This window comes from Streptomyces cyslabdanicus (assembly GCF_052663305.1).
On record NZ_JBQRUW010000036.1, the window covers coordinates 1 to 24203 of the forward strand.

21 protein-coding genes and 1 pseudogene are annotated in these 24203 nt (G+C 71.9%); 8 read left to right on the top strand and 14 right to left on the bottom strand.

The features are described 5' to 3' along the window. Positions 1-230 precede the first annotated feature (230 nt). Entirely contained in the window at positions 231-893 is a 663-nt protein-coding gene (locus ACTYVM_RS20870; protein WP_100572546.1) for a response regulator transcription factor, read from the bottom strand. A 311-nt stretch (positions 894-1204) separates the two neighbouring features. Then, positions 1205-1888 (bottom strand): DUF3000 domain-containing protein, encoded by a 684-nt coding sequence (locus tag ACTYVM_RS20875; RefSeq protein WP_445527371.1) that lies wholly within the window; start codon positions 1886-1888, stop codon positions 1205-1207. Positions 1889-2011: 123 nt separating this feature from the next. Here ACTYVM_RS20875 and hemE point away from each other — a divergent pair, with 123 nt between their 5' ends. After that, positions 2012-3082 carry a uroporphyrinogen decarboxylase gene (hemE, locus tag ACTYVM_RS20880; RefSeq protein WP_445527372.1) on the top strand — a complete coding sequence of 357 codons (1071 nt, stop codon included), beginning with the start codon at positions 2012-2014 and terminating at the stop codon, positions 3080-3082. An 81-nt stretch (positions 3083-3163) separates the two neighbouring features. Here the strand turns inward: hemE and ACTYVM_RS20885 are convergent, their stop codons facing one another. Together ACTYVM_RS20885 and ACTYVM_RS20890 are read right to left on the bottom strand one after the other, a co-directional pair. Beyond that, on the bottom strand, positions 3164-4534 hold the full coding sequence (locus ACTYVM_RS20885; protein WP_445527373.1) for a type I glutamate--ammonia ligase: 1371 nt from the start codon (positions 4532-4534) through the stop codon (positions 3164-3166). A 79-nt stretch (positions 4535-4613) separates the two neighbouring features. Further along, a complete protein-coding gene (locus tag ACTYVM_RS20890; RefSeq protein ID WP_445527374.1) occupies positions 4614-5381 on the bottom strand; it encodes a FadR/GntR family transcriptional regulator in 768 nt (255 codons plus the stop codon). Between the two features lie 110 nt (positions 5382-5491). Here ACTYVM_RS20890 and ACTYVM_RS20895 point away from each other — a divergent pair, with 110 nt between their 5' ends. Both ACTYVM_RS20895 and ACTYVM_RS20900 read left to right on the top strand, forming a co-directional pair. Next, a complete protein-coding gene (locus ACTYVM_RS20895; RefSeq protein ID WP_400027053.1) occupies positions 5492-6373 on the top strand; it encodes a carbon-nitrogen hydrolase family protein in 882 nt (293 codons plus the stop codon). Positions 6374-6483: 110 nt separating this feature from the next. Next, positions 6484-7842, top strand: a complete 1359-nt coding sequence (locus ACTYVM_RS20900) for an APC family permease (protein ID WP_445527375.1) — start codon at positions 6484-6486, stop codon at positions 7840-7842. 28 nt (positions 7843-7870) lie between these two features. Here the strand turns inward: ACTYVM_RS20900 and ACTYVM_RS20905 are convergent, their stop codons facing one another. The 8 genes and pseudogenes from ACTYVM_RS20905 to ACTYVM_RS20940 form a co-directional block, all read right to left on the bottom strand. After that, entirely contained in the window at positions 7871-8776 is a 906-nt protein-coding gene (locus tag ACTYVM_RS20905; protein ID WP_445527376.1) for an endo alpha-1,4 polygalactosaminidase, read from the bottom strand. Beyond that, on the bottom strand, positions 8773-9435 hold the full coding sequence (locus ACTYVM_RS20910) for a spherulation-specific family 4 protein (RefSeq protein WP_445527377.1): 663 nt from the start codon (positions 9433-9435) through the stop codon (positions 8773-8775). The genes ACTYVM_RS20905 and ACTYVM_RS20910 overlap by 4 nt, the downstream gene beginning before the upstream one ends. Beyond that, the gene (locus ACTYVM_RS20915) at positions 9432-10355 is read right to left on the bottom strand and encodes an NAD-dependent epimerase/dehydratase family protein (protein ID WP_445527378.1); all 924 of its coding nucleotides are present in this window, start codon (positions 10353-10355) and stop codon (positions 9432-9434) included. The genes ACTYVM_RS20910 and ACTYVM_RS20915 overlap by 4 nt, the downstream gene beginning before the upstream one ends. A gap of 7 nt (positions 10356-10362) precedes the next feature. Beyond that, positions 10363-11076, bottom strand: a complete 714-nt coding sequence (locus ACTYVM_RS20920) for a nucleotidyltransferase family protein (protein ID WP_400027061.1) — start codon at positions 11074-11076, stop codon at positions 10363-10365. Between the two features lie 34 nt (positions 11077-11110). Beyond that, positions 11111-12112, bottom strand: coding sequence for a GDP-mannose 4,6-dehydratase (locus ACTYVM_RS20925; RefSeq protein ID WP_445527379.1), 1002 nt, complete (start codon positions 12110-12112; stop codon positions 11111-11113). Positions 12113-12234: 122 nt separating this feature from the next. Then, complete coding sequence (locus tag ACTYVM_RS20930) at positions 12235-13638, bottom strand: hypothetical protein (RefSeq protein WP_445527380.1); 1404 nt, start codon at positions 13636-13638, stop codon at positions 12235-12237. Further along, positions 13635-15191 carry a GT4 family glycosyltransferase PelF gene (gene pelF / locus ACTYVM_RS20935; protein ID WP_445527381.1) on the bottom strand — a complete coding sequence of 519 codons (1557 nt, stop codon included), beginning with the start codon at positions 15189-15191 and terminating at the stop codon, positions 13635-13637. The genes ACTYVM_RS20930 and pelF overlap by 4 nt, the downstream gene beginning before the upstream one ends. Before the next feature lie 82 nt (positions 15192-15273). Beyond that, positions 15274-17402 (bottom strand): annotated as a pseudogene (locus tag ACTYVM_RS20940) (hypothetical protein). 554 nt (positions 17403-17956) lie between these two features. Between ACTYVM_RS20940 and ACTYVM_RS20945 the strand changes: the two are divergent. From ACTYVM_RS20945 to ACTYVM_RS20955, 3 genes are all read left to right on the top strand, one after another. Then, positions 17957-18295: an STAS domain-containing protein gene (locus ACTYVM_RS20945; RefSeq protein WP_445527382.1), complete on the top strand. Its 339-nt coding sequence runs from the start codon at positions 17957-17959 to the stop codon at positions 18293-18295. 152 nt (positions 18296-18447) lie between these two features. Continuing rightward, on the top strand, positions 18448-19272 hold the full coding sequence (locus ACTYVM_RS20950) for a hypothetical protein (protein ID WP_445527383.1): 825 nt from the start codon (positions 18448-18450) through the stop codon (positions 19270-19272). Continuing rightward, the gene (locus ACTYVM_RS20955) at positions 19269-20204 is read left to right on the top strand and encodes a nickel/cobalt transporter (protein ID WP_445527384.1); all 936 of its coding nucleotides are present in this window, start codon (positions 19269-19271) and stop codon (positions 20202-20204) included. The genes ACTYVM_RS20950 and ACTYVM_RS20955 overlap by 4 nt, the downstream gene beginning before the upstream one ends. A 99-nt stretch (positions 20205-20303) precedes the next feature. On the opposite strand, the gene ACTYVM_RS20960 is transcribed toward ACTYVM_RS20955, so the two are convergent. Together ACTYVM_RS20960 and ACTYVM_RS20965 are read right to left on the bottom strand one after the other, a co-directional pair. Next, positions 20304-21761: a catalase gene (locus ACTYVM_RS20960; RefSeq protein ID WP_445527385.1), complete on the bottom strand. Its 1458-nt coding sequence runs from the start codon at positions 21759-21761 to the stop codon at positions 20304-20306. A 162-nt stretch (positions 21762-21923) separates the two neighbouring features. Further along, positions 21924-22112: a hypothetical protein gene (locus tag ACTYVM_RS20965; RefSeq protein WP_445527386.1), complete on the bottom strand. Its 189-nt coding sequence runs from the start codon at positions 22110-22112 to the stop codon at positions 21924-21926. Between the two features lie 523 nt (positions 22113-22635). Between ACTYVM_RS20965 and ACTYVM_RS20970 the strand changes: the two genes are divergently transcribed. Then, complete coding sequence (locus tag ACTYVM_RS20970; protein WP_445527456.1) at positions 22636-23028, top strand: thiamine pyrophosphate-dependent enzyme; 393 nt, start codon at positions 22636-22638, stop codon at positions 23026-23028. A 97-nt stretch (positions 23029-23125) separates the two neighbouring features. Then, positions 23126-24172 carry an amidohydrolase family protein gene (locus ACTYVM_RS20975; RefSeq protein WP_445527387.1) on the top strand — a complete coding sequence of 349 codons (1047 nt, stop codon included), beginning with the start codon at positions 23126-23128 and terminating at the stop codon, positions 24170-24172. Positions 24173-24203: the final 31 nt, after the last annotated feature.

The window sequence follows — 24203 nt, forward strand, 5'->3', positions numbered from 1 at the left end:
TTAGCCACCTGACAAAGCTGTGTGTGGGGTGGTGGCCCCCCGCCGACGGAACGTTCCGTCGGCGGGCGCCGGGGGGTCGTAAACCGGTCAGGCGGGTGATGTGTCCGGTGCACGACCGGCAGGGGGCACGCGCGGAGCGCGACCGGGGGAGCGGGGGATCGGGGACAGGGGCGGGCGGATCGGGAAAGGGGCTGGTCGGGGCAGCCAGGACGGTCCGGACGGTCGGGGAGTCAGTGGATGATGCCGGTCCGCAGGGCCACGGCGACCATGCCGGCCCGGTCGCCGGTGCCGAGCTTGCGGGCGATGCGGGCGAGGTGGCTCTTGACGGTCAGCGCGGACAGGCCCATCGAGACGCCGATCGCCTTGTTGGACTGGCCCTCCGCGACCAGCCGCAGCACCTCGACCTCGCGGCCGGACAGCTCGCGGAAACCACCCGGGTGGCTCGGGGCACCCGGGGGGCGGCGGTGCAGTCGGGCGGCCGCGGCGCCGATGGGGGCGGCGCCCGGCCGGGTGGGGAGCCCGACGTTGGTGCGGGTGCCGGTGACGACATAGCCCTTGACACCGCCGGCCAGAGCGTTGCGGACGGCGCCGATGTCGTCGGCGGCGGACAGGGCGAGGCCGTTGGGCCATCCGGCGGCGCGGGTCTCGGACAGCAGGGTGAGCCCGGAGCCGTCGGGCAGGTGGACGTCGGCCACGCAGATGTCGCGTGGATTGCCGATACGGGGGCGGGCCTCCGCGACGGACGACGCCTCGATGACGTCACGGACTCCGAGCGCCCACAGGTGACGGGTGACGGTGGAACGGACGCGCGGGTCCGCCACGACGACCATGGCGGTCGGCTTGTTCGGGCGGTAGGCGACCAGGCTTGCGGGCTGCTCGAGGAGAACGGACACCAGGCCTCCTGGGGGTGGGGGGACGGGGCCGGCTTGTGGGGATGAAGCCGGGAAGAACCGTGCTTGCAAGGTCACAGTCGTCTTCGGCAGCAAACCCGGTGTCCTTTAGAGAATGATCACGATCTGGTGAGTGGTCGAGCGTTTAATTCGAACATATTGCCGATAATCCGAAGGTCGAATCGGTTCGCTTGGGTCGTTCTCGGGGTCGTTCGAGAGCGATACCTGCCGGAAAGTGGCCGTATCGACAAAGAAACGGCAAGAAGCCGGTAAGGCGCCCGGACGGGTGTACGCGCGTGTGTGCCGGTCCGCCGTCAGCGCGGCTGCGGGCCGCGCCGCTGCGGCAGCGTGACCACCGACGCGTCGCCCGGACCGGCCGGCGGCAGCCCGGCGACCTGCGCGAGCAGATCGCACCAGGACGCCAGGTGCGACGCGGTGTCCGGCACTCCGCCCAGCCCCTCCCGGGGCGTCCAGGAGGCGCGGATCTCGATCTGCGAGGCGGACGGGCGCGCCGACAGCCCGCCGAAGTAGTGGGAGCTCGCACGCGTGACGGTCCCGCTCGGCTCGCCGTACACCAGCCCGCGCGCCTGGAGCGCCCCCGTCAGCCACGACCAGCACACGTCCGGCAGCAGCGGGTCCGCCGCCATCTCCGCCTCCAGCTCCGCGCGCACCAGCGTCACCAGCCGGAACGTGCCCCGCCAGGCGTCGTGCCCGGCCGGGTCGTGCAGCAGCACCAGCCGGCCGTCGGCCAGGTCCTGCTCCCCGTCGACGACCGCGGCCTCCAGCGCGTACGTGTACGGGGCGAGCCGCTGCGGCGGCGGGACCTGCTCGATCTCCAGCTGCGGCCGCAGCCGCGCGGCCCTCAGCGCGTCGACCGCCGCCCGGAACGGCAACGGAGCCTGAGCCGTCCTGCCCCCATCACCGTCCCCGTTTCCCGGATCCTTCGGATCATCCATTCCGCCCGTGCCGTCCGACAGTCGTCCCTGAGCCGCAGCCATGCCGGGAAGATTAAGGGGAACCGGGCCTTCGTGCAGGCAAGACACCCCGCCGTCGGCGGCGGTGCCGTCCGGGGCCGCACACCGGGGCCTTCGCGTCATCGGGGGCATGCGAGACTTGCGGGCGTGAGTGCCAACCAGACGCCCGCAAGCCGGCAGCCGCAGACAGCCACCTACGACTCCGCCTTCCTGAAGGCGTGCAGGCGTGAACCCGTGCCGCACACCCCGGTGTGGTTCATGCGGCAGGCAGGGCGCTCCCTGCCGGAGTACCGCAAGGTGCGCGAGGGCATCCCGATGCTCGAGTCCTGCATGCGTCCGGAGCTGGTCGCCGAGATCACCCTCCAGCCGGTCCGCCGGCACCACGTGGACGCGGCGATCTACTTCAGCGACATCGTCGTGCCCCTCAAGGCCATCGGCATCGACCTGGACATCAAGCCGGGCATCGGACCGGTCGTCGAGAAGCCGGTCCGCACCCGCGCGGACCTGGCCCGGCTGCGCGACCTGACCCCCGAGGACGTCTCCTACGTCACCGAGGCGATCGGTCTGCTCACCCGCGAACTCGGGGCCACCCCGCTCATCGGCTTCGCCGGCGCTCCCTTCACCCTCGCGAGCTACCTCGTGGAGGGCGGTCCCTCCCGGACGTACGAGAACGCCAAGGCGATGATGTACGGCGACCCCGAGCTGTGGGCCGACCTGCTCGACCGCCTCGCCGCCATCACGACCGCCTTCCTGAAGGTGCAGATCGAGGCCGGCGCGAGCGCCGTGCAGCTCTTCGACTCCTGGGCCGGCGCCCTCTCGCCCGTCGACTACCGCCGCTCGGTGCTGCCGGCCTCCGCCAAGGTCTTCGAGGCCGTCGCCGGGTACGGCGTCCCGCGCATCCACTTCGGCGTCGGCACCGGCGAGCTGCTCGGTCTGATGGGGGAGGCGGGCGCGGACGTCGTCGGCGTCGACTGGCGGGTCCCGCTCGACGAGGCCGTGCGCCGCGTCGGCCCCGGCAAGGCGCTCCAGGGCAACCTCGACCCGACCGTGGTGTTCGCCCCCCGGCAGGCCATGGAGGCCAAGGCCCGGGAGGTGCTGGACGCGGCCGCCGGCCTGGAGGGCCACATCTTCAACCTCGGCCACGGTGTCATGCCCTCGACCGACCCCGACGCGCTCACCCACCTCGTCGAGTACGTCCACACGCAGACCGCCCGCTGACCGCCACTCCTTCCCCCGGTGTCGGCGCACCGGGGGAGGAGGGCCGGGTCGACGGCTCCTTCGGTGGCGCGCCGTCCGCCGTCAGTACAGCAGTCGGGTGGCCGTCACGATGCTCTGCGGCGTCGCCCCTTCGAACCGGGCGGCCTCCGCACGGCGTACCGCGACGACCGCGCCGAACAGCGACTCTCCGAGCGCCTCGCGCAGCACCGCCGAGCGCTCGAAGTGCGCCAGCGCCTCGGTGAGCGAGGCGGGCAGCCGTGTCACCCCTCCCACCTGGGCGGGGTCGCCCACCACGGGCGGCGGCAGGCTCGCGGCGGCGTCGATTCCGGCGAGGCCGGCGGCGATGACGGCGCCCACCGTCAGATAGGGGTTGGCCGCCGCGTCGAAACTCTTGATCTCGGCGTTCGCCGCCCAGTCGGCGTCCGGTGCCCCGGCGACGAAGCGGATCGCGGCCTCACGGTTCTCCGGGCCCCAGCACTGGAAGGCGCCGGCCCAGCGCGAGGGTTCCAGCCTCAGATAGCTGGCCGCGGCGGGCGCACCCAGGGCGAGCAGCGCGGGCAGCTCCCGCAGGACGCCCGCGAGGAATGCCTCGAAGACCGCCGTCATCCCCTGCGGGCCGTCCCCGTCCCGGCACAGGTTCCGGCCGTCCTGCCAGAGACTGAGGTGCAGGTGGCGCCCGTTGCCGACCGCTCCCGCCTCGACGACCGGGGCGAACGAGGCCGTCAGCCCGTGCCGCGCGGAGACCGCCCTGACCGTCTCCCGCACGAGCACCGCCAGATCGGCCGCTCCCACCGGGTCCTCCGGTGCCACGGACACCTCGAACTGGCCGGGCGCGTACTCCGGGTGCAGCTGCTGCACGGCGACACCCTGCGCGACCAGGGCGTCCAGCAGGTCGCGCAGGTAGTCGGACAGTTCGACGAAGCGTGCCATGCCGTACGCGGGGCCCGAAGCCGGGCGGGACGGCGACGAGGACGAGGTCGGCGACGGGGACGTGTCCGGGTCCCGGCCGACCACCCACTCGGTCTCGAAGCCCATGCGCAGGGCGAGCCCGCGTGCGGCGGCCCGCTCGGTCATCCGCCGCGCGAACAGCCGTTGGCAGCCGGGGTACGGGGCGCCCCGCTGGTCGTGGCGGTCGGCCGGCGCCCAGGCCCAGCCGGGCTGCGCGGCCAGCGGGGTCAGCCGGTCGAGGTCGGGCAGGAGCCGCAGGTCGCCCTCGGGGGTGCCGGAGTGCCCGCCGGTGGTGACGGAGTCGTCGGCCAGGAACAGGTCGAAGACCGGCGGCATGGCGACACCCCACCGCACGGCGTCGGGCAGCGCCGAGACCGGCACCGTCTTGACGCGGGTGATGCCCGCGGTGTCCACCATGGTGAGGACGACCCCGCTCACCCCCTGCGCCGCCAGCCGGTCGGCCTGCTCGGCCGCCCGGGCCCGCTCCTTGTGCGCGGCGGACATCGCATCCTCCTTCACCGCCTGCGGCCGTGGCCGGCTCCGCGGTCGTGCTCTTGAGTGTGATCGCCGCCGGGGGCGCGGGTCAGCGCCGGTCGAGGAGGTCCATGAACATGCTCCTGTGGAGGTCCTCGACATGCCGGCGTGCCACCTCGGCCGCCTCCGCCGCGTCCCCGCGCTCGATCGCCTTCACCAGGGCGCGGTGCTCGTCGTTGGAGTGGCGCAGGAAGTCCAGCGGGTAGGGCAGGTAGTAGCGGTACAGCTCCCGGAGCACGGCGCCGTAGGGCTCGGCGACGGAGTCGAGTCCGGTCGCGGCGGCCACCGCCCTGTGGAACCGCTCGTCGCAGCCGTGGAACTCCGCCCAGCTCGGGGCCCGGTCCATCTCCTCGACCAGCCGGTCCAGTTCCTCCGCGGACTCGGTGTCGAGACCGCGGACCGCGGCCAGGTGGGCGACCCCGCACTCCAGGACGAGCCGGTGGTCGATCAGCTGGTGCACGTCGGCGGATGCCGCCCGGTACGTCTCGACGGCCCCGACCGTGGAGTGCGCGGGCCGCTCGGCCACCAGCGTTCCTCCGGTGCGTCCGCGTCTGCGCTCCAGCACGCCCTCCTTGCACAGGGCCACCAGGGCCCGGCGGACCGTGATCTCGGAGACGCCGAGGGCCTCGGCGATCCGGTCGCTGCCGGGCAGCCGCTCACCGGGCGCCAGCAGCCCGAGATCGACGGCGAGCGCGATACGGGCCCGTACGGCGTCCAGGGCGGAAAGCCGCCGGATGGCGGTGAGCGGCGGCGCGTTCAGACCGTGCGTGGCCTGCTTCTCGCGCGCCGGACGGGAGTTCACAGGGGAGCCGGGCATGGCGACACCGTACTCAAAAAGTGCTCATCTTGAACACTCTTGTTTAAGTGCTCATCGTGCTCTATTTTTTTGGCCATCAGGCCGTCTGCTGTCCGAAAGTGGTGACTCCCGTGTCCCGGCCCCTGCCCATCGCCCTCGCACAGGCCCCTCCGCGCTCCTCCCGCGCGCCGCTGGCCGGCTTCGCCGACGAGGTCGAGGACCTCCTCGCGCGATTCCCCGGGACCCGGCTGGTGGTCCACCCCGAGTTGCACCTGTGCGGCGTGGAGGGCTCCCGGGAGGAGCGGGAGGCCCAGCTGCGGGAGGCCGCGGAGCCGCTGGACGGCCCACGGTCCAGGATGCTCGCCGAACTCGCGGGCGACCTGGGCGTCTGGCTGCTGCCCGGCAGCGTGTGCGAGCGCGGCCCGGGCGGCGAGCTGTTCAACACCGCGCTGGCCTTCTCGCCCGAGGGCCGGCTCGCGGCCTCGTACCGCAAGATCTTCCCCTGGCGCCCCTACGAGCCCTACGACCCCGGCGACCGCTTCGTCGTGGCCGACCTGGCCGACGCGGGCCGGATCGGGTTCGCGATCTGCTACGACGCGTGGTTCCCCGAGGTCTCCCGGCATCTGGCCTGGATGGGCGCCGAGGTGATCGTCAATCCGGTGATGACGACGACCGCCGACCGCGCCCAGGAACTGGTCCTGGCCCGGGCCAACGCCCTGGTGAACCAGGTCTACGTGATCAGTGTCAACACCGCGGGCCCGGTCGGCACCGGCCGCAGCCTCGTGGTGGACCCGGAGGGCCGGGTGCGGGTCGAGGCCCCCGACGCCCTGCCCACCGTCCTCACCGATGTGCTCGACCTCGATGACGTCACCCGGGTCCGGACCCACGGCACGGCGGGCCTCAACCGCGTGTGGGACCAGTTCCAGGACGGCGACGCCCCGATCGAGCTGCCGCTGTACCAGGGCCGGATCGACCCCCGCCGCTGGAACCCGGACCGCCGCGCCGACGGCTGACCGCCCCGCTTGCCCGCCGCCTCGTCCCCCGCGCCCGGCTTTGTCCCCCGCGCCCGCCGACACATCCCCGCAAGCCCGCCCGGCCCCTTCGCGCCCCCTGGAGCCCCGCCATGGAACACCCCACCCCGACGCTGAACCGGACCCTGACCCTCAGATCAGTGGTCGCCTTCGGCCTCGCCTACATGACCCCCCTGATCGTGCTGGGCACGTACGGAGTCATCGCGCAGACGACCAACGGCACCGTGCCGACCGCCTATCTGCTGGCCATGGTCGCGATGATCTTCACCGCGCACAGCTACGGCAAGATGGCCGCGGCCCATCCGGTGGCGGGCTCGGCCTACACCTACGTGCGGCGGGCCATCGACTCCAGGGCGGGCTTCCTCGTCGGCTGGGCGACGCTCCTCGACTACTTCTTCCTGCCCATGGTCATCTGGCTGATCGGGGGCGCCTATCTGCACGCCCAGTTCCCCGGCGTGCCCTCCTGGGTCTGGATCGTCGGTTTCATCGCGCTCACGACCGCCTTGAACGTGCGCGGCATCCGCACCGCGGAGAAGACCAACGACCTGCTCATGACCTTCCAGGTGCTCGTCATCGGCTTCTTCGCGCTCTTCTCGCTGCTCCACGTCTTCCGCCACTCGGGCACCGGAGCGCTGTTCAGCGCCACGCCGTTCCTCAACGACAACAGCACCCTGGTCGGCGTCTCGGCCGGAGCGGCCATCGCCGCCTACTCCTTCCTCGGCTTCGACGCCGTCACCACCCTGACCGAGGAGACCGTCGAGCCGCGGCGCACCATCCCCCGCGCGATCATCCTCATCGCCCTGATCGGCGGCGGCATCTTCGTCCTCCTCGCCTACACGACCCAGCTCGTCCACCCCGGGAGCACCTTCGCCGACCCGGACTCGGCCGCCTTCGAGATCGCCAAGACGATCGCCGGGAGCCTGTTCTCCTCGATCTTCCTGGCCGGCCTGGTGGTCGCCCAGTTCTCCTCGGGCATCGCCGCCCAGGCCAGCGCCTCCCGCCTGCTGTTCGCGATGGGCCGGGACGGAGTGCTGCCGCGCCGCTTCTTCGGGTTCGTCCACGCCCGGTTCCGCACCCCCGCCGTCAACATCGTGCTGACGGGGGCGATCGGGCTCGTCGCGCTGCGGCTCAACGTGGCGACCTCCACCTCGTTCATCAACTTCGGCGCGTTCACCGCGTTCACCTCGGTCAACCTCAGCGTGATCGCCATGTTCGCGCGCGAGCGCCGCGCGGGGCGCAGGCTCAACCCGCTCACCCACGTCGCCTTCCCGCTGATCGGCGCGGCGGTCGACGTCTATCTGCTGACCCGCCTCGACGGCAAGGCCATCACCCTGGGCCTGATCTGGCTCGCCCTGGGCGTGCTCTACCTCGCCTACCTCACCCGCCTGTTCCGGACCCCGCCGCCGGAGATCGACTTCAGCGAGGAGACCAAGACCCCCGAACCGGTCTGACCGGGAGCGGGCCCGCGTCCGAGCCGGCTCAGCAGGGCTCGCGCCACACCCCCAGCTCCGGCTTCTTCCGCATCGACGACAGTCCCAGCCTGCGCGACTGCGGACAGAAGCGGTCCGCCGGCACCGCGTACTCCACGTGGAAGACGGCCTTGCCGGCCGCCACGAACGGGCTCAGCCGCTCGCACTCCCGGTACTGCGCGCACTCCTCGTTGACGGCGAAGTCGAAGTCGCCCACGAGCTGCGGGATCTGCGGCAGGTCGTTCTTGAGACCCACCGACAGGCCGCGCTCGTGGGCGATCTCAGCGATCATGCGGTTGTAGCGGAGCTGGTCGCGTGCGGTGAGCGGGAAGCCGGTGTGGTGGGAGTAGCCCTCCACCAGGTCCGGCTCCACCGCGTCGAAGCCCTTGTCCCGGCACATGTCGAACCGCCGCTCCATGATCGGGCGCAGGACGGAGACGCGGCGGATGTCGAGCCAGCGCTCGCCCTGCCACCCGTTGGCCTCGCCGAGCAGCGAGCGCGGGAAAGCGTCCTTGTCGGGACGGAAGTCCTCCCAGGCGCCGACGTTGATGTAGCAGATCACCTTGCGGCCGGCCCGGTGCAGGCGGGCCACGTCCGCCGTGGTGTTCTCGAAGCCGTCGATGTCGTAGACGGGCACGTCGACCGAGGGGTCGGCTCTGGCGTCGAGCTGCCACTGCCAGGCCAGGCCGGGCCGCGGCCGCCACAGCGCCTCACGAGGGGCGCGGGAGGAAGCGCCGGACGTCGTCGGAGAAGGCGTCGCCTCCGGGTCCGTCGGGTGGCCGGGGCCGCCCGGTGCCGTCCTCGAGCCGGGCCGTGCGGCCCCGCCCTCCTCCCCGCCGGCGCCGGAGCACCCGGTCAGCAGGGAGGCCGCCAGCGCGGCCAGTGCCGCCGCGCAGGTCAGTGTCCTGATCCTCATCGCACCGTCCCGGTCAGCGCCGGCGTCAACCCGGCCCACGGGTTTGGCTGTTCTCCCGTCACCGGCCCGCAGACCGCCGCCCCGCGCGTGCACGCGGTCTGCACCGCGAGCGGCACGAGCGCCTCGGGCACCCCGTAGACGAGGTGGCAGAACCGCTCGGCGGGCTGCCGTGCCGTCCAGGCGGGACGGCTGAAGGCCGACACGTACGTCGACCAGTGGCCCTCGAAGGTGACCGTCAGATCGGCGATCCGGGCATAGCCCGGCGCCGGATGGACGCCCGGGTTCAGCACGACGGTCCCGGCGCCGAGCCGGCGGGCCGACCGGACCAGCTTCCGGCAGGCCGGCAGCCCGTCCGGCGCCGCCGTCACGCGGTCCAGGAAGCAGCCGTCGGCCGCGTACCACTCGCGGTGCCGGCGCACCTCGTCGGCGACCTCGGCCGCGGCACGCGTTCCGTAGTCGGTGTCCACGTAGCCGAGCAGCCGGGCACCGGCCGCCCGCAGCGCCTCGGCCACCGCCGTGAACGCCGGGTCCGGACCCGCGCCCGGCCCGCTGGCCGGATTCAGCACGACCGCGTACGTGCGCGCCGCCCCCCTGATCAGACGGTGCCAGGCGCCCGGGTCCTCGGCCGGGTGGACGTACAGCGGAATCAGCAGACTCACCGGACGACCTCGACTCCCGGGGCGTGCGCTCCCGGCTCGGCGGCGGTCCACAGCGCGGCCAGCGACTCGCCGAGGGTGTACGACGGCCGCCAGCCGAGGGCCTCGGCGGCGGCGCCGATGTCGGAGCACTGCCAGGACACCCGCGCCGATCGGGCGGAGCCGCCCCCGTCCTCCTCGACACGGCCCCGGAAGCCGGCCAGAGCGGCCAGCTCGCGCACCAGACGGCGTACCCGGACGGCCTCGCCGCCGCCGATGTTGAGCACCGGTGGCAGCGGACCGCCGGCCGTGACCGCCAGCGCCACCGCCCGGGCGACGTCGCGCACGTCCACGAAGTCCCGGTGGGCGGACAGGTCGCCGAGCCGCAGCACCGCCTCCGGATCCGGGCCGGCCTCGCGCAGCAGCGCGGTGATCCGGCCGGGCAGTCCGGTGACCGGTGCCCCCGGGCCCACCGGGTTGCCGACGCGCAGCACCACCGCGTCCAGACCGGAAGCGGTCACGGCGACCGTGCCCGCGAGCTTGGTGGCGCCGTACGGGCCGAGCGGGCAGGTGCCGGCCGACTCGGTCGCCTTCGTGCCGGGCCGCCCGGGGCCGTACTCCGCGGCCGAGCCGAGGTGCACCAGGCGGGCGGCGGGGGCCGCCTCGCGCAGCGCCGCGCACAGGACGGCCGGGCCGCGGGCGTTGACCTCCGCGAGCGCGACCCCGTCCCCGCCGGTCACACCCGCGCAGTTGACCACGGCGTTCGGTGCCGCCCGCACCAGGAGTTCGGCCAGGCGCTCCGGCGGGTCGCCGGCGAGGTCGACCCCGACGTCGGCGTCCGGGGAGCGGCCCGCGGTGAGCACCCGCACGCCCGGCAGGGCACGCAGACGGGCCGTCACGTGCTGTCCCAGATAGCCGGTGGAGCCCAGGGCGAGGATGCGCATGCGTGGTTCAGGCTCCTTTGAGCAGCAGGGACTTGCGGGTGGTGAACTCGGCGTTGGCCTGGTCGTAGTCGTCGGGCCGGCCGATGTCCAGCCAGTATCCGTCGAACTCGTAGGCGTGCGGCGGACGCTGGTCCGCGAGCAGGTCCAGGACCAGTTCGTCGAAGCCCAGCGGCAGGCCGGGCGTGTAGCTGTCGAGCGTCGCACGGGACAGTCCGTAGACCCCCATCGAGACCCGGTAGTCCAGGCTCGGCTTCTCGGTGAAGGCGACGACCCTGCTGGCGTCGGTGGTCAGCACCCCGAAGTCGATGTGCACCTTGCGGGCGTACGTGGCGATGGTCAGCGGCGCGCCCGAGGCCCGGTGCCTGCGCAGTACGTCCGCGTAGTCGAGGTCGGTCAGGACGTCGCCGTTCATCACCAGGAAGGTGTCCGGCAGCCGGTCGAGCATCGTCAGCAGGGGACCCATGGTCCCCAGCGGGCTGTCCTCGGTGGAGTAGTCGACCTTCATCCCCCACTGCGAGCCGTCGCCGACGTAGGCGCGGATGATCTCGCCCAGGTGGCCGATGGCGATGGTGCACGTGGTGAATCCGGCCGCCGAGAGCTGGCGCAGCACGATCTCGAGGATGGCGTGCTGGTCGCCGATGGGCACGAGCGGCTTGGGCAGCGCCGTGGTGTAGGGCCGCAGCCGGACGCCCTTGCCTCCTGCCAGGATGACTGCGTGCATGGGGCCTCTCCTTCGTGGACGGGCCGTACGAGGGTCAGATGTTGTAGATGCCGGTCTTGTAGCGGGCCAGGTTGGCCGGGTCGCGGAAGAACTCCACGGTGTGGGCGAGCCCTTGCTCCAGGGTGTGCGCGGGCCGCCAGCCGGTCGCCTCGGCGAGCCGCGTCGCGTCCGCGACCAGCCGCATCACCTCGGAGGCCGCGGGCCGCAGGCGCTCGGTGTCCTCGCGCACGTCGACGGCGGTGTCCATGACCTTGCCGATCAGCGCGACCAGGTCGCCGACCGAGATCTCCCCGCCGGTCCCGGCGTTGAAGGTGCGCCCGACGACCCGTCCGGCCTCGGCCGTGCCCACCGCGAGGAACGCCCGCGCGGTGTCCGCGACGTAGGTGAAGTCGCGGGTGGGACGCAGGTCGCCCAGGGTGATGGTGCGCTGTCCGGCCGCCACCTGGCCGATGACGGTGGGGATCACCGCGCGCATCGACTGCCGCGGTCCGAAGGTGTTGAACGGCCGCAGCGTCACCACCGGCGTGCCGAAGCTGGCGTGGTAGCTGTCGGCGAGCCGGTCCCCGCCCGCCTTCGAAGCGGCGTACGGCGACTGCGTGTTGATCGGGTGGTCCTCGGTGATCGGCACCGTACGCGCGGTGCCGTACGTCTCGCTGGTGGAGGTGTGCACCAGCCGGGGTGTCCCCAGGGCGCGCACCGCCTCCAGCACGTTGAGCGTGCCGGTGACGTTGGTGTCCACATAGCTGTGCGGGGCCTGGTAGGAGTACGGGATCGCGATGAGGGCCGCCAAGTGGTAGGCGCAGTCGGCCCCTTCGAGCAGGCCGCGGACCGAGCCGGGGTCGCGCACGTCGCCGAGCACGACCTCCACCTGGTCCAGGACGTCGGAGGGCAGGGTCTCCAGCCACCCGTAGGAGGAGAAGGAGTTGTACTGGGCCATCGCCCTGACCCGGTGGCCGGAGGCGACGAGCGCTTCGGTGAGGTGCGAGCCGATGAAGCCCTCGGCTCCGGTGACGGCGGCGAGCGGTGCGGATGTCAACTCTCGTGTCCCTTCAGGGCGTTCGGTGGATCACCGCAGCCAGCCGCGGTGCTGCGGCAGTCGCGGTGGGGGCGGTGGCACGGGGAGCTGCGGCGGCCGGAGCGTTCCGCGGTCCGGGACGGTCACAGGTGCGGGGCGGGCCGGCCGAGCCGCCACAGCACGTACCCCGACAGGCACAGCGCCGCCGCCGCGCAGCACGGCGCGAGCACCGCGGGCCCGGGTGGCAGCCGCAGCAGGGTGACCGCGCCCGCGCAGCCCGCGGCGAGCAGGCAGACGACCGCGGGCGGCCAGGCCACGCCGAACGCCTGGAGCAGCAGGGCCGTCCACAACGTGGCGGCGAGCAGCAGCAGTTCGGTCGGGTCGGCCCCGGTGAGCAGGGCCGCGGGCAGCAGCGGCAGGAGGTAGGCGGACAGGCAGAGGCCGAGGACCCCCACCGAACGCAGCAGGAAGGCGGCGGGTGTGGCCGTACGCCGCAGGGCCGCCAGCGACCAGCCGCGGTAGCGGTACAGCAGCCACTCGGCCGGCCCCATGCTCACGGTCAGCACGATCACCGCGTACGGGTGCCGGCGGCCCTCCAGCAGCACCAGCACCGCCGCCGCCAGGCCGAACAGGGCGTAGGGGAGTGAGGCGGTGAGCGCCGGGCGTGGGCCGTGGGCGGCGGCCGGGGCGGCGAGCAGGACCCGCACGGCCCGTGCGGTGGCGGTGAGCGTGGTCAGCAGCGCGAGCAGTGGCAGACCGGCGCGGAGCAGCGGTCCCGGCTCCCACCAGGGCAGCACCGCCGCGCCGGCGACCAGCGGGGTGAGCGCGGCCAGGAGCCACCGCTCCCGGGCGAGCACCAGCAGGACGCCCGCCGCGGCGAGGTACGCGGACTGCGCGGCCACCACCCAGAGCACCTGCCCCGTGCCGGAGAACGGCACCGCGGCGGCCGTGGCCGTCACCGCGCCCAGCGGCGCCCCCACGAGCAGGGTGCGCCCGGCCTCCCGCGGCGCCGCGGCCTTCCGCAGCTGGGCGCGATGCCCCACCGCCTGGCCCCAGGACCAGGACACGATCAGCGCCACGACCAGGGCGGGGGCGTGCTCCTCGGCGTGCCAGAGCGGGGCGGCGAGCAGATAGGCCAGCCCCGGCAGGGCGAACAGGACGCCGCGCAGCAGACAGCGCACATGGTCCGGACGCCATGGGTCCGCGGCCCGGGCGGGCTCGGGAAAGCTCCGCGGCACCCTCTCGTAGAGCGCCGTGGCCAGGGAGAACAGGTTCGGATGTCCGTACCGGCGCCGGACGACGTCGGTGGACAGGCCCTCGGCCTCCAGCAGCGCGGCCACCTCGTAGGGGTGCACCGCGGGACCGACGCGGTCGGCCAGCACGGCGGCGAGCCGGTCGACCTGGTCGTCGTCCGGGCCGTGCCCCGGCAGCCGCAGGGCGAGGGTGCTGTCGTCCGTCCGGTGCGGGCGCGGCGCCTTCCGGGCGAGCCGCAGGGCGAGCGTGTCCGGCCCGGACGCGTCCGGTTCGAGTGCCATCGGTCCGCTCATATCGCCACGCTCCCGGTGACGGGGCCGGCCGGGCTGACGGGGCCGGCCGGGGCGGCGGGAGCGGCCGGGGCCCCCGGGGCGGCGGCGTCCGCCGCCAGGTGGGTGCGCGGTCCGCCCTCCGCCAGGTCCAGGTAGATGGCGCGGAACGTCTCGATGGTCCGGCGCAGGGTGAACTGCTCGATCACGCGCAGCCGGGCCGCCTCCCCCATCGCCCTGCGGCGCCCGGGGTCGTCCAGCAGGCGCAGCGCGGCGGCGGCCATGGCGGCCGGGTCGCGCGGCGGCACCACGAGACCGGTGTCGCCGACGGCCTCCCGTACCCCGCCGACGTCCGTGGAGACGGTCGCCCGCCCGCACGACATGGCCTCGATCAGGGTGAACGGGAGCCCCTCGCTGATGCTGGAGAGCATCACCACGTTGCCGGCGGCGTAGGCGTCCTTGATGTCCTTCACCCGTCCCTCGAACCTGACCGCGTCCGCCTGTCCGAGCTCGGCTGCCAGGGCCTCGCAGCGGGCCCGGTACGCCTCTCCGCCGCGCGGCGTGCCGCCGAACAACCGCAGCCGGGCCTCGGGCAGTTCGGCCCGGACCAGGGCGAAGGCGCGGATGAGGGTCTCCAGGTCCTTGATCGGGTCCACCCGGCCCGCCCAGCTGAGGGTGGGCACCTGCGGCTCCGGTCCGGCCGGCGGGAACGCGGCCGGGTCCACGCCGTTGTAGACGGTGCGGATCGACTCCGGTGCGGCGCCGCCCTCCTCCTCCCACAGCCGGTTGTAGCGGTTGCCCGGGGTGATCAGGGTGGCCCTGCGGTAGCTCTCCTGGGTCAGCAGTCTGAAGAAGCCCAGGACGAGCGCCTTCACCGGCCAGCGGTAGGGGGCGGTGCGGTGACCGAGATAGCGCTCGCGCAGATACACCCCGTGCTCGGTCAGCAGCAGCGGCACCCCGTGCTCTTCGAGGGCGGTCAGACCCGGCAGGACGGCGACTCCGCCGCTGACCGCGTGCGCCACCCCGCTCGTGGGCGGCGGCGCGGCCAGCGGGCGCAGCGCGTGTTCGAGCAGCCCGACCGCGGTGAGCGCGTCGTGCAGGGTCGGCCGGGCCTCGCGCACCAGCAGTCCCGGCCGGTTCCAGACCGCGGTCAGGACGGAGAGGGCCCGGTCGCCGCGGAGGAAGGCGCTCAGGCCGCCGTCGGCGGCGGCCCGCGCCATCGTGCGCAGCGCGGGCGCGAACCCGTCCTCCGCGCACGGGTCGAGCAGCGCGGTCAGGAACCGCTCGTAGGCGCCGGTGAGCCGGTTGCGCGCGCGTCCTCGCGGTGGGCGGCCCGCGGGAGGGTCGGCCCACAGCGGGACGGTGACCAGGCGCGACACATGTGCGGGCAGGTCCCACACCAGCGGCTCGCGGCCGGTGCCGGTGACGGCGAGCACGTCGAACTCCAGGTCGGGCATGCCGTGGACGAGCTGGTCGCACCAGACGCTGACGCCGCCGTGACTGTGGGGATAGGTTCCTTCGGTGCGCAGGGTGACGCGCGTCGGGACAGCGGGGCGCGCGCCGTGCTGAATGTGCATCGCAGTGCTCCACGGCCGAGGTGTGAGTGGTCGTGCCGGTCCCGGCCGCCGGGTGGCGGCCGGGACCCGTGGGTGGCGCGCTTCAGCCCGCCGTGTTCTGCGCGGGCGGCTCGCTCACACCCGCGGGGACGCGGGTGCGGGGTGTGGGAACGGTGACCGGGCCGTGCTGGGCCGCCTTCGCGGCGGTGTGCGGTGCGGCGGCGGACGACGGCAGCCCGAGCGTGAGCGGCTGCCCCGTGGAGGCCGTCCAGCCGGACAGCGCCCCCGCGTACGCCGAGCCGAAGGCGTGGCCGGACAGGGTGGTGCCGGCCGGCATCGTGGCGGTGACCGTCACCCCGGCGGGGGCCGAGACCGTGACCGTGCCGCCGACGCGGTACGCCGTCACCTGCCCGTTGCCCAGAGTCGTCCGCCAGTCCGCGCGGCGCTGCATCTCGACGCCGATGTCCTTCATCCGCAGGTTCACCACGGGGGTGTCGTCCGCGAACAGCGCGCGGTAGCCGTCGAGCACGCCGGCCAGGACCGGGTAGGCGAGGCGGTCCTCGGCGAGGTTGGACTGGTGGATGAAGTGCGGCTTGGGATCGCCCGCGAGCACGTGCCCGAGGGCGATGCGGGTCTCCAGCGACACGATGTGGTCGGTGTAGCCGGTGGCGGGGTCCAGCGGGGCCGGCAGACAGGTGGTCGTGGCCGGGTTGTCCTCGCAGATGCCGCTGCCGCCCTGGGCGCGGCTGGTGTAGATCCAGTTGTACTCGTCGACCTGTTCGGCCGCCCGTCCGGCGTTGTAGAAGATGTTCATCGGGTAGCGGGAGACGGTGGTGGCGCTGCCGACCTTGCGCAGCACCGGGTCGCGGGAGTTGTCCGAGGCGAGCCAGGAGACGCCGTTGTCGGTGAGCGCCGGCGCCAGGTTGGGGTTGTCGTCGGGCTGCTGCGGCAGCACCTTCAGACCGCGGAGTGCTCACCGGTAACCAACTCGTCGTTCTGGAGGGGCAGTCCGACACTCTGACCCCACTGCCGGTTGTTGGCGATCTCGTCGGAGATGTCCTTGCGGCTGACCCACTTGGTGCTGCCGTCCGCGTTGGACGCGCACCGCCAGGGCACCACGGTGACGTCCTGCTCGCAGCCGAGGAAGGCGTGCGTGTAGGTGTGGTTGACCCAGCGGAACTCGCCGCGCTCGGCGATCAGCCGGTCGGCCAGCGCGTCGGCCCCGTTGTGCTCGGCGCGCTGGTCGACGCTGCCGACGCCGTTGTAGACGAGGTCGAGGGTGAAGTCGTGGTCGCGCTGCCAGGCGACGGCGTGGTCGACGTCCGCGGCGGTCATCCGGATCGGGTCGGGCGTGCCCGCGCCGTCCGGGCAGTCGACGTCGCCGGGAGTGCAGTTGAGTTCGGTGTCCCAACGGTCGTCGGCGGCGAAGACGTCGTCGACGTGGACGGCGAAGTAGTTGCGGGAGGCGCCCAGGTGCACCCCGCCGGTCATCCACTCGACGATGCCGCGGGCCAGCAGCTGGAACTGCTGCTGGTACTGGTTGTAGACGAAGGTGACGACCAGTTCGCGCCGCCCGTCGTGCCGGTACTCGCCGACCAGCGAGCCGCGCGCCGACTGCCCCGGGACCGGAGCCTCGAGGTAGGGCGTGAAGTCCGCCCCGTCGGCAGGACGCGCGAGGTAGGCGTAACTCTCGGACACCGTGGGCGAGATGTCCTCGAAGGGCACGGTGCCCTTCAGGTAGCCGAAGGGGCCCGCCTTGCCGGCGGCCGTCACCTCGGCCCGCACGCCGTCGACGTCGCCGGAGTAGTCCGGGTACTGCAACCCCGCCTCCGGGCGGGCGTAGGTGTAGGCGTCGACCTGCGGAATGTCGTACGTGCGCTCGTAGTCCGCGAGCGCCGCCATCTCGGGCGAGTCCGCCGGGAACGGGTTGTCGTTGGGCAGCACGACGGCCTGGAACCTGGCCCGCGGCCGTCCGTCCACCGTGTCCGCGAGGAAACCGGCGTCGATCACGGGTCTGCCGGACTGGTTCAGGTCGATCTTGGTGTACGGCGTCCCCGCGGTGTCCAGCTCGGCCGCGATCGCGTCGGTGGCCGGGCCGCCGTCGCTCACGATCAGCGTCCGCAGGTCGACGCGTGGCGCGGTGCCGTCGGCGTGCGCGGCCCCCGCGGGCATGCCGAGCGCGGCCACGAGCGCGCTCACGGTGAGCGCGGTCGTGCGCATGGTCCTCTTCATGCGGTCGAAGTCCTCCCCCCGGGCAGGGGTGAGTACAGTTCCCACGGAGCGGACGCACCCCCTCGCTCGGCGCCGGTCGTCCCCTCGAAGACCGGTCGCCGAGGCATCCGTCTGTCACATGGTGACGTCTTTGTGTGATTTTTGTGACCAATTTGCGGGGAGTGGCGGAAACTCGCAGGTACACGTCACGGTGGATCCGAACGGGAAGGCTCTTCCGGGGCCGGAGTCGAGGCCTGTGGCACCGTCCGGCCCAACGATCACCCTCCCAGGTCGAGTCGCAACCGGAACCCCGCCCGCCTCATCCGGTCCCCCGACACCGGCCCCACCGGGACGCGCGCACCGCTTGTTGGCTAATGGATCAAATCCGGTCACGCCGGGTCGAGTTGGGATCGGTCGCAGGTCTGGGCGAGGGCGAGGCGGGCGGTGAGGTGGCCGAGTGCGGCGGCGACGGCGGTCGGCTCGCGGTTGTGGTCAGTCGTTCGCGCATATGCAGAACGCGCGTGCGCCAGGCACGGCCCGCAACCTCTCCCCAAGGTTGTGCCGTTGGGTGAGGCATGCATCCCGAATTCCTTATTCGTCACCGCGACGAGAACGAGTGGACCGTCGTCGAGATCCGGGGAGAGGTCGATGTGTACACCGTGCCCCGCATCCGCGAGGACCTGGGCAAAAGGATCCAGGCGGGCCGGCACCGTCTCATCGTCGACCTGACCGGGGCGACCTTCATGGACTCCACCGGCCTCGGGCTCCTCGTCGGCATCCACAAGCGGATCCGTGCGCGCGCCGGCGTCCTGAGGCTGGTCATCGTCAACCCCGACATCCGGCAGATCTTCACCATCACGAGCCTGGACCAGATCCTCCCGATCTACGGGTCCGCGCAAGCCGCGATGGGGTGAAACGACCCTGGCCCGTACGTGTTTCGGGGGCCGCACGTTCATCTGGTCTCCACATGATGGTCGGTCACGTGTCCGGTCGGTTGGACAGAGTGCCGTGTGAACGTCGCGTCATCGAACGCCGAACGTCACCGACCGCACGAAAGAACCGCACCGTGTCCCTGCAGCTTCCCGCCCGTTCGAGGGCTTCGGTCCGGCTGTCGTCGGGCACCGTTCTGGCGGGGGCGGCGTTGGCGGTCCTCGCCGTCTTCGCGGGGCCGGCTCCTTCCGCGGCCGCGCACCCGTTCGGTCCACCGTCCACCGCCAGGGTCAGCGTCCAGGGCTCCCGTCTTCTGCTCGCCTGGAACACCGACAAGCTGGACTGGGTGACGCTCGGCCAGTCTCTCGGGGTTTTCGACGCCCAGGGTGGGGGCGGCTCCCCGGCGCTGTCGTTCGAGCAGCGACTGCGGGAGTCGCCGGCCGTTCGGGCCTACCTGCTCAAGCACATCGCGGTGGGTCAGGACGGCCGGCCCTGCCGGGCGACCGTGGTCGGGGCGATGAAGGACTTCCCCGCCCAAGGGGCCCAGCTCGCCTTCGCCTGTCCGGACCCCGTGGTCGAGGTGGACGTCACGATCAGCGCCCTCACGGACCTTCACCCGGCATACCGGACCATGCTCACCTCTCAGGGGCCGGCCCAGTCGGGGCAGACGCTGTTCACCTCTGCCCAGCCGACCGCGCACGTACGGTTCACGGCCTCGGGGGGGAGCGTCCGCAGGACGGTCGCGGTCTTCTCCGCCGGCACTCTCGCCGCCGCCCTGGCCATCGGCGGGTGGGTTCTCCACCGGTCGCGCCGTCGCACGGCTGCCCGTGCCGGTACCACCACCTCGGGACCCGGCCGGCCCGCCGCGTCCCCGGCAACCCCGGACGGCCCAGGTGCGCAGGCCCTGACGAGCGCCGGCCCCGCTACAGGCACAGGTACAGGCACCAGGAGCAACGCATGACAGGCATCGGACGTCTCGACAACCACCTGATAGCCCTTTTCGACGGGCACGCGCTCTTCTGGGTCGCCCTGGTCGTCGCGCTCGGCGTCGGCGCCGCTCACGCCGTTGCCCCCGGCCATGGCAAGAGCATCACCGCCGCGTACCTGGTGGGAACGCGGGGCCGTTACAAGGACGCGGTACGCCTCGGCGTGATCGTTGCCACGATGCACACCTTCTCGGTGCTGGTGCTCGCGCTGCTGTGGGTGGGCATCAGCAGCACGGCGGTCAGCACCAAGACCGCCACCGCGTGGATGCAGGCCGCCGCGGGAGTGGTCGTCGCGATCGTGGGGGTGGGCCTGATCCACCGGCAGCTCCGCGGCCGTGGGCATTCCCACGGGCACGGGCACGGCCAGGCGCACGGGCACAGCCACGCCCCTGGGCATCTTCACCGTCACGGGCACGGGCAGTCCCACGAGCACCAGGACCACGGGCACTCCCACGAACACCACGACCACGAGACGGACTCGCGGGACGCCACCGCCGCCCACGCCCACCACCACGTGGAGCAGCTGACCAACCCATGGTCCCGCCAGGGCCTTGCGGCACTGGCGCTCTCGGGCGGACTGCTGCCCTCGCCGTCGGCGTTCCTGATCTTCGTCAGCGGTCTGCTGACGGGCCGGGCGCTCGGCGCGCTGGCCATCGTGCTCACGTTCGGCGTCGGGATGGCGCTGACCCTCACGGGTGTCGGTGTGGCCACCATCCGCGGTTTCACCGTCATGGAGAGGCAGTTCCGCGGCCGGACCGCCGCCGCCAGGCTCAGGGCCTGGACCCCGCTGCTGGCCGGTCTCGCGGTGGCGACGGCGGGGTGTCTCTACGTCTTCGCCGCGGTCTCCACGCTGACGGACGACGGGGACGACCTGGCTCCGGCCTCCAGCACGGCCACGCTGCCGTGACGTCCCGCGACCTGGCGGCAGGCCCGGCCCGCACGGCAGCGGGTAGCACGGCAGCAAGGCACCACGCCGGACCCCGGCACGGCGCGCGATTCAGTACGCCTAGCCGGCCTTGGACCGCACGCCGTCGGCGATGCGCTTGCCGACCGTCTCGTCGATGTTCGACCAGTACGTGAAGGCCCGTTCCAGGACCGGTTCGGTGACCCCGTCGAGGAGGTGTCCGACGACGTTGTCGACCAGACGGTCCCGGGCGGCGTCGTCCATGACCTGCCGGACCAGTGTGCCCGGCTGCCCCCAGTCGTCGTCCTCGGGGTGGGAGACGTAGGCGGCACGGACGATCTCGCCGTCGGCCGCCCAGCTGGGCGGCGGGCCGAAGCGTGCGGGGTCGGCGACGGGGCCGCCCTTGGAGTTCGGGGCGTACACCGGATCGGTCGTCTTCCGGTACGCCATCGCCCCGTCCTTCGAGTAGCTGTGGACGTCGACGATGGGCGCGTTGACGGGAAGCTGCTGGTAGTTGGCGCCGATGCGGTGCCGGTGGGCGTCCGCGTAGGAGAACAGCCGGGCCAGCAGCATGCGGTCCGGACTCGGGCCGATCCCGGGGATGAAGTTGTTGGGCTGGAACGCCGCCTGCTCGATCTCCGCGTGGTTGTCGGTCGGATTGCGGTCCAGGGTCATCCGGCCGACCGGGATGAGCGGGTAGTCGCCATGGGGCCACACCTTGGTGAGGTCGAACGGGTTGAAGCGGTAGTGCGCGGCCTCCGCGTACGGCATGACCTGCACGTACAGCGTCCAGCTGGGGAAGTCGCCGTCACGGATGTGCTCGAAGAGGTCGCGCATGTGGTAGTCGGTGTCGACGGCGGCCATCTGGTCGGCGTCGTGCTGGGTGAAGAACTCGATCCCCTGGTCGGTCTTGAAGTGGTACTTCACCCAGAACCGCTCGCCCTTGGCGTTGATCCACATGTAGGTGTGGGAGGTGTAGCCGTTCATGTGGCGCCAGGTGCGGGGGATGCCGCGGTCTCCCATCAGCCAGGTGACCTGGTGCGCGGACTCCGGCGAGAGCGTCCAGAAGTCCCACTGCATGTCGTGGTCGCGCAGGTTGTTGTCCGCGCGACGCTTCTGGGAGCGGATGAAGTGCTGGAACTTCATCGGGTCCTTCACGAAGAACACCGGCGTGTTGTTGCCGACCATGTCGTAGTTGCCCACGGTGGTGTAGAACTTCACCGCGAAGCCGCGGGGGTCACGCCAGGTGTCGGGGCTGCCGCGCTCGCCGGCGACCGTCGAGAAGCGGATGACCAGGTCGGTGCGGGTGCCCGGCTCGAACACGGCTGCCATGGTGTAGGCGCTGACGTCCTCGATCACCTCGAAGTGGCCGAAGGCGCCGCTCCCCTTGGCGTGCGGCTGGCGCTCGGGGATCCGCTCCCGGTTGAACTGGGCCATCTGCTCGATCAGGTAGGCGTCCTGCAGCAGGACCGGCCCGCCCGGGCCCAGGGTGAGAGAGTGCTCATCACTCTCCACCGGCGCGCCGGAGTCGGTCGTGGTGGCGGGATGGAACTCCGTCATGAGTCTGCCCTTTCGCTGTGCCGGTCCTCCATGCCCTTCCGTTTGCGTGACCGTAAGAATACGTTCTAAACGCCCCGATCCGCACCTTTTGGGTGAACATTGTCTGATGTGGTCCGAAGGTCCGCGACGGCCCGTGCCGCCCACCGCTACCGGGCCCTCGACCTAGCGCCCGCGCAGGAACAGGGCCCTGGTGAGGGTCCCGACGAGCACGATGGCGACGTTCACCGAGAGCGCGGTCTTCAGACCGCCGAGGATGGCCGAGGCGCCCGTGCCGGCCAGGGCGCCGGTGGCGATGGCACTCGTGATTGGCGTGCCCATGGTGATGCCGGTGATCGTCGCCCCGACGGCCATCGGGGAGTCCCGGCCCGAGAAGCAGGCCGCCGAGGACGGCGCAGCGCGACGAGGCCGCCCGGGAACATCCGGCGTCGGCCGAACAGGTCCGCGACCCGCCGCTGCCAAGAGGAGGAAGGGGGCGAGGACCCAGACCCGTGCCCTCGGGTAGGGCAGCAGGTAGGCGCCGAGGACGCCGGCGATGGGCGCCGATCAGGGGCGTGGCCGAGTGAGAGTTCATCCTCGATGCTGTTGCCGAAGATCTGAAGGGTGGGCATCAGTGCAGGTCACAGGCGTGATCGCCGAGTCCTGGTCAGCAAGTGGCCAGCAAGCGTCGGGCGGGAGACCCCGCCTTGCCGACCGCGGGGCGCGTCAACAGGACCAGGTCCGCTGATGCGTCCACGGTCGGGATGACACACGTCCTTCCACGCGTCCATAACGTGAGCTTATTTGGCGATTTGCTGCCATAGTGGCGGAGCTGTGTCCGTGCACCCTGTGTGAGGAAGGATGTCGTGGTCACCATCAGTGACGCCTTCTAGAGTCGCTGTTCTACTCCGCCGCCGGCGGCCTGGGCTGGGGTCTGCCGGCCGCCGTCGGACTGCGCCTCGGCTGTCCCGAGCGCCCCGTGGTCGCCCTCATTGGCGACGGCGCCATGCAGTACACCCCGTCCGGCCTGTGGACCGCGGCGCGCCACCAGGTGCCCGTTACGTTCGTGGTCTGCACGAACACCAAGTACGGCGCACTGCAGGAGTTCTCCCAGATCCTGCACGCCCCGGAAGGCGACTACCTCGACATCTCCGGTCTCGGCGTGCTGGACATCGCACGCGGCTACGGCCTGGAGGTACATCGGGCCGAGTCGCTGGAGGACTTCACGGACTGCGTCAGAAAGGGCATGACCGCGACCGGCCCCCGCCTCTTCGAAATCCTTGAGCGCTGACCGGCAGCGGCCGTCGGCGACCGCTCTCTGTATCACGGCCCCACCGTTACCCGTTCCGGTTCACGATCGGAAAAGCTCACTGATCAATGGAGATGTCGTGAAGGTTATCGGTTTCGAAGAGCACTACAAGCTTCCGGCTATTTACGAGGCGAACAAAAACAGCCCGGGCGAGCTGGTCTACAACGTGTGGAAGGAGGCTGGGAGGTTCGAGACGGACGCGCAAGGAGGCTGGCCGGCAGGCATCTATGATGTGGGGGAGGGGCGGATCGCCGCTATGGACGAGGCGGGGATCGACGTACAGATCCTCTCGCACACTTGCCCCGGTCCCGAGATTCTCGAACCGTCGATCGCGGTCGACCTGACCAGGCAGGCGAACGACGCCGTCGCTGACGCGATCGCGAAGTATCCGGAGCGGTTCCTCGGCTTCGCCACCTTGCCGATGCGCGACCCGGCGGCTGCCGCAAGCGAGCTCGAACGCACCGTCCGCGACCATCGTTTCGTGGGAGCCCTGATCAACGGCCATGTCAACGGGCGTTTCCTTGACGACAAGTTCTTCTGGCCGGTGTTCGAATGCGCCGAGTCCCTCAACGTGCCAATCTACCTGCACCCCACGTTGCCGCCGCAGCCGGTGATCGACGCCTATTACAGCGGATTTGATCCGTATGTTTCGACCAATATGTCCGCTGCAGGGCTCGGCTGGCACATCGACGCCGGGATCCACTGCATCCGTTTGATCCTGGGCGGGGTTTTCGACAGGTTCCCCACTCTTCAGATCATCGCGGGACACCACTTCGAAGCGCTGAGCTGGATGGCATGGCGGACCGACTACTCGTTTGTGGGGGATGTGAATGGCGGCCTCAGGCGCACCGTCAAGGAATACTTTCGCGAGAATTTCTACGGCGGCATCCTCGCCGGCGACTTCGCGAACCAGGAATCCGGTCAGGTGGACGGCAGTTGGAGTCTTTCCTACAACGCCTATCGCGCCATGGTGGGCCTGCTCGGGATCGACCGGATTCTCTTCACCACAGACTGGCCGTACGCCAACATGAAGGCCGCTCGCCAATTCCTGGACCAGATGCCGATCAACCTCGGCGACAAGGAGAAGATCGCCCACCTCAACGCCGAACGCCTGCTGGGGCTCTGAAGACCCGGTTCACAGCGTCACACGGCTGACA

Excerpts from the sequence above, each read along its gene's own strand:
- ACTYVM_RS20875 (WP_445527371.1), bottom strand. The coding sequence starts at position 1,888 with ATGGCTGCGGCTCAGGGACGACTGTCGGACGGCACGGGCGGAATGGAT.
- ACTYVM_RS20885 (WP_445527373.1), bottom strand. The coding sequence starts at position 4,534 with ATGTCCGCCGCGCACAAGGAGCGGGCCCGGGCGGCCGAGCAGGCCGAC.
- ACTYVM_RS20890 (WP_445527374.1), bottom strand. The coding sequence starts at position 5,381 with ATGCCCGGCTCCCCTGTGAACTCCCGTCCGGCGCGCGAGAAGCAGGCC.
- ACTYVM_RS20900 (WP_445527375.1), top strand. The coding sequence starts at position 6,484 with ATGGAACACCCCACCCCGACGCTGAACCGGACCCTGACCCTCAGATCA.
- ACTYVM_RS20905 (WP_445527376.1), bottom strand. The coding sequence starts at position 8,776 with ATGAGGATCAGGACACTGACCTGCGCGGCGGCACTGGCCGCGCTGGCG.
- ACTYVM_RS20915 (WP_445527378.1), bottom strand. The coding sequence starts at position 10,355 with ATGCGCATCCTCGCCCTGGGCTCCACCGGCTATCTGGGACAGCACGTG.
- ACTYVM_RS20920 (WP_400027061.1), bottom strand. The coding sequence starts at position 11,076 with ATGCACGCAGTCATCCTGGCAGGAGGCAAGGGCGTCCGGCTGCGGCCC.
- ACTYVM_RS20930 (WP_445527380.1), bottom strand. The coding sequence starts at position 13,638 with ATGAGCGGACCGATGGCACTCGAACCGGACGCGTCCGGGCCGGACACG.
- pelF (WP_445527381.1), bottom strand. The coding sequence starts at position 15,191 with ATGCACATTCAGCACGGCGCGCGCCCCGCTGTCCCGACGCGCGTCACC.
- ACTYVM_RS20945 (WP_445527382.1), top strand. The coding sequence starts at position 17,957 with ATGCATCCCGAATTCCTTATTCGTCACCGCGACGAGAACGAGTGGACC.
- ACTYVM_RS20955 (WP_445527384.1), top strand. The coding sequence starts at position 19,269 with ATGACAGGCATCGGACGTCTCGACAACCACCTGATAGCCCTTTTCGAC.
- ACTYVM_RS20960 (WP_445527385.1), bottom strand. The coding sequence starts at position 21,761 with ATGACGGAGTTCCATCCCGCCACCACGACCGACTCCGGCGCGCCGGTG.
- ACTYVM_RS20965 (WP_445527386.1), bottom strand. The coding sequence starts at position 22,112 with ATGGCCGTCGGGGCGACGATCACCGGCATCACCATGGGCACGCCAATC.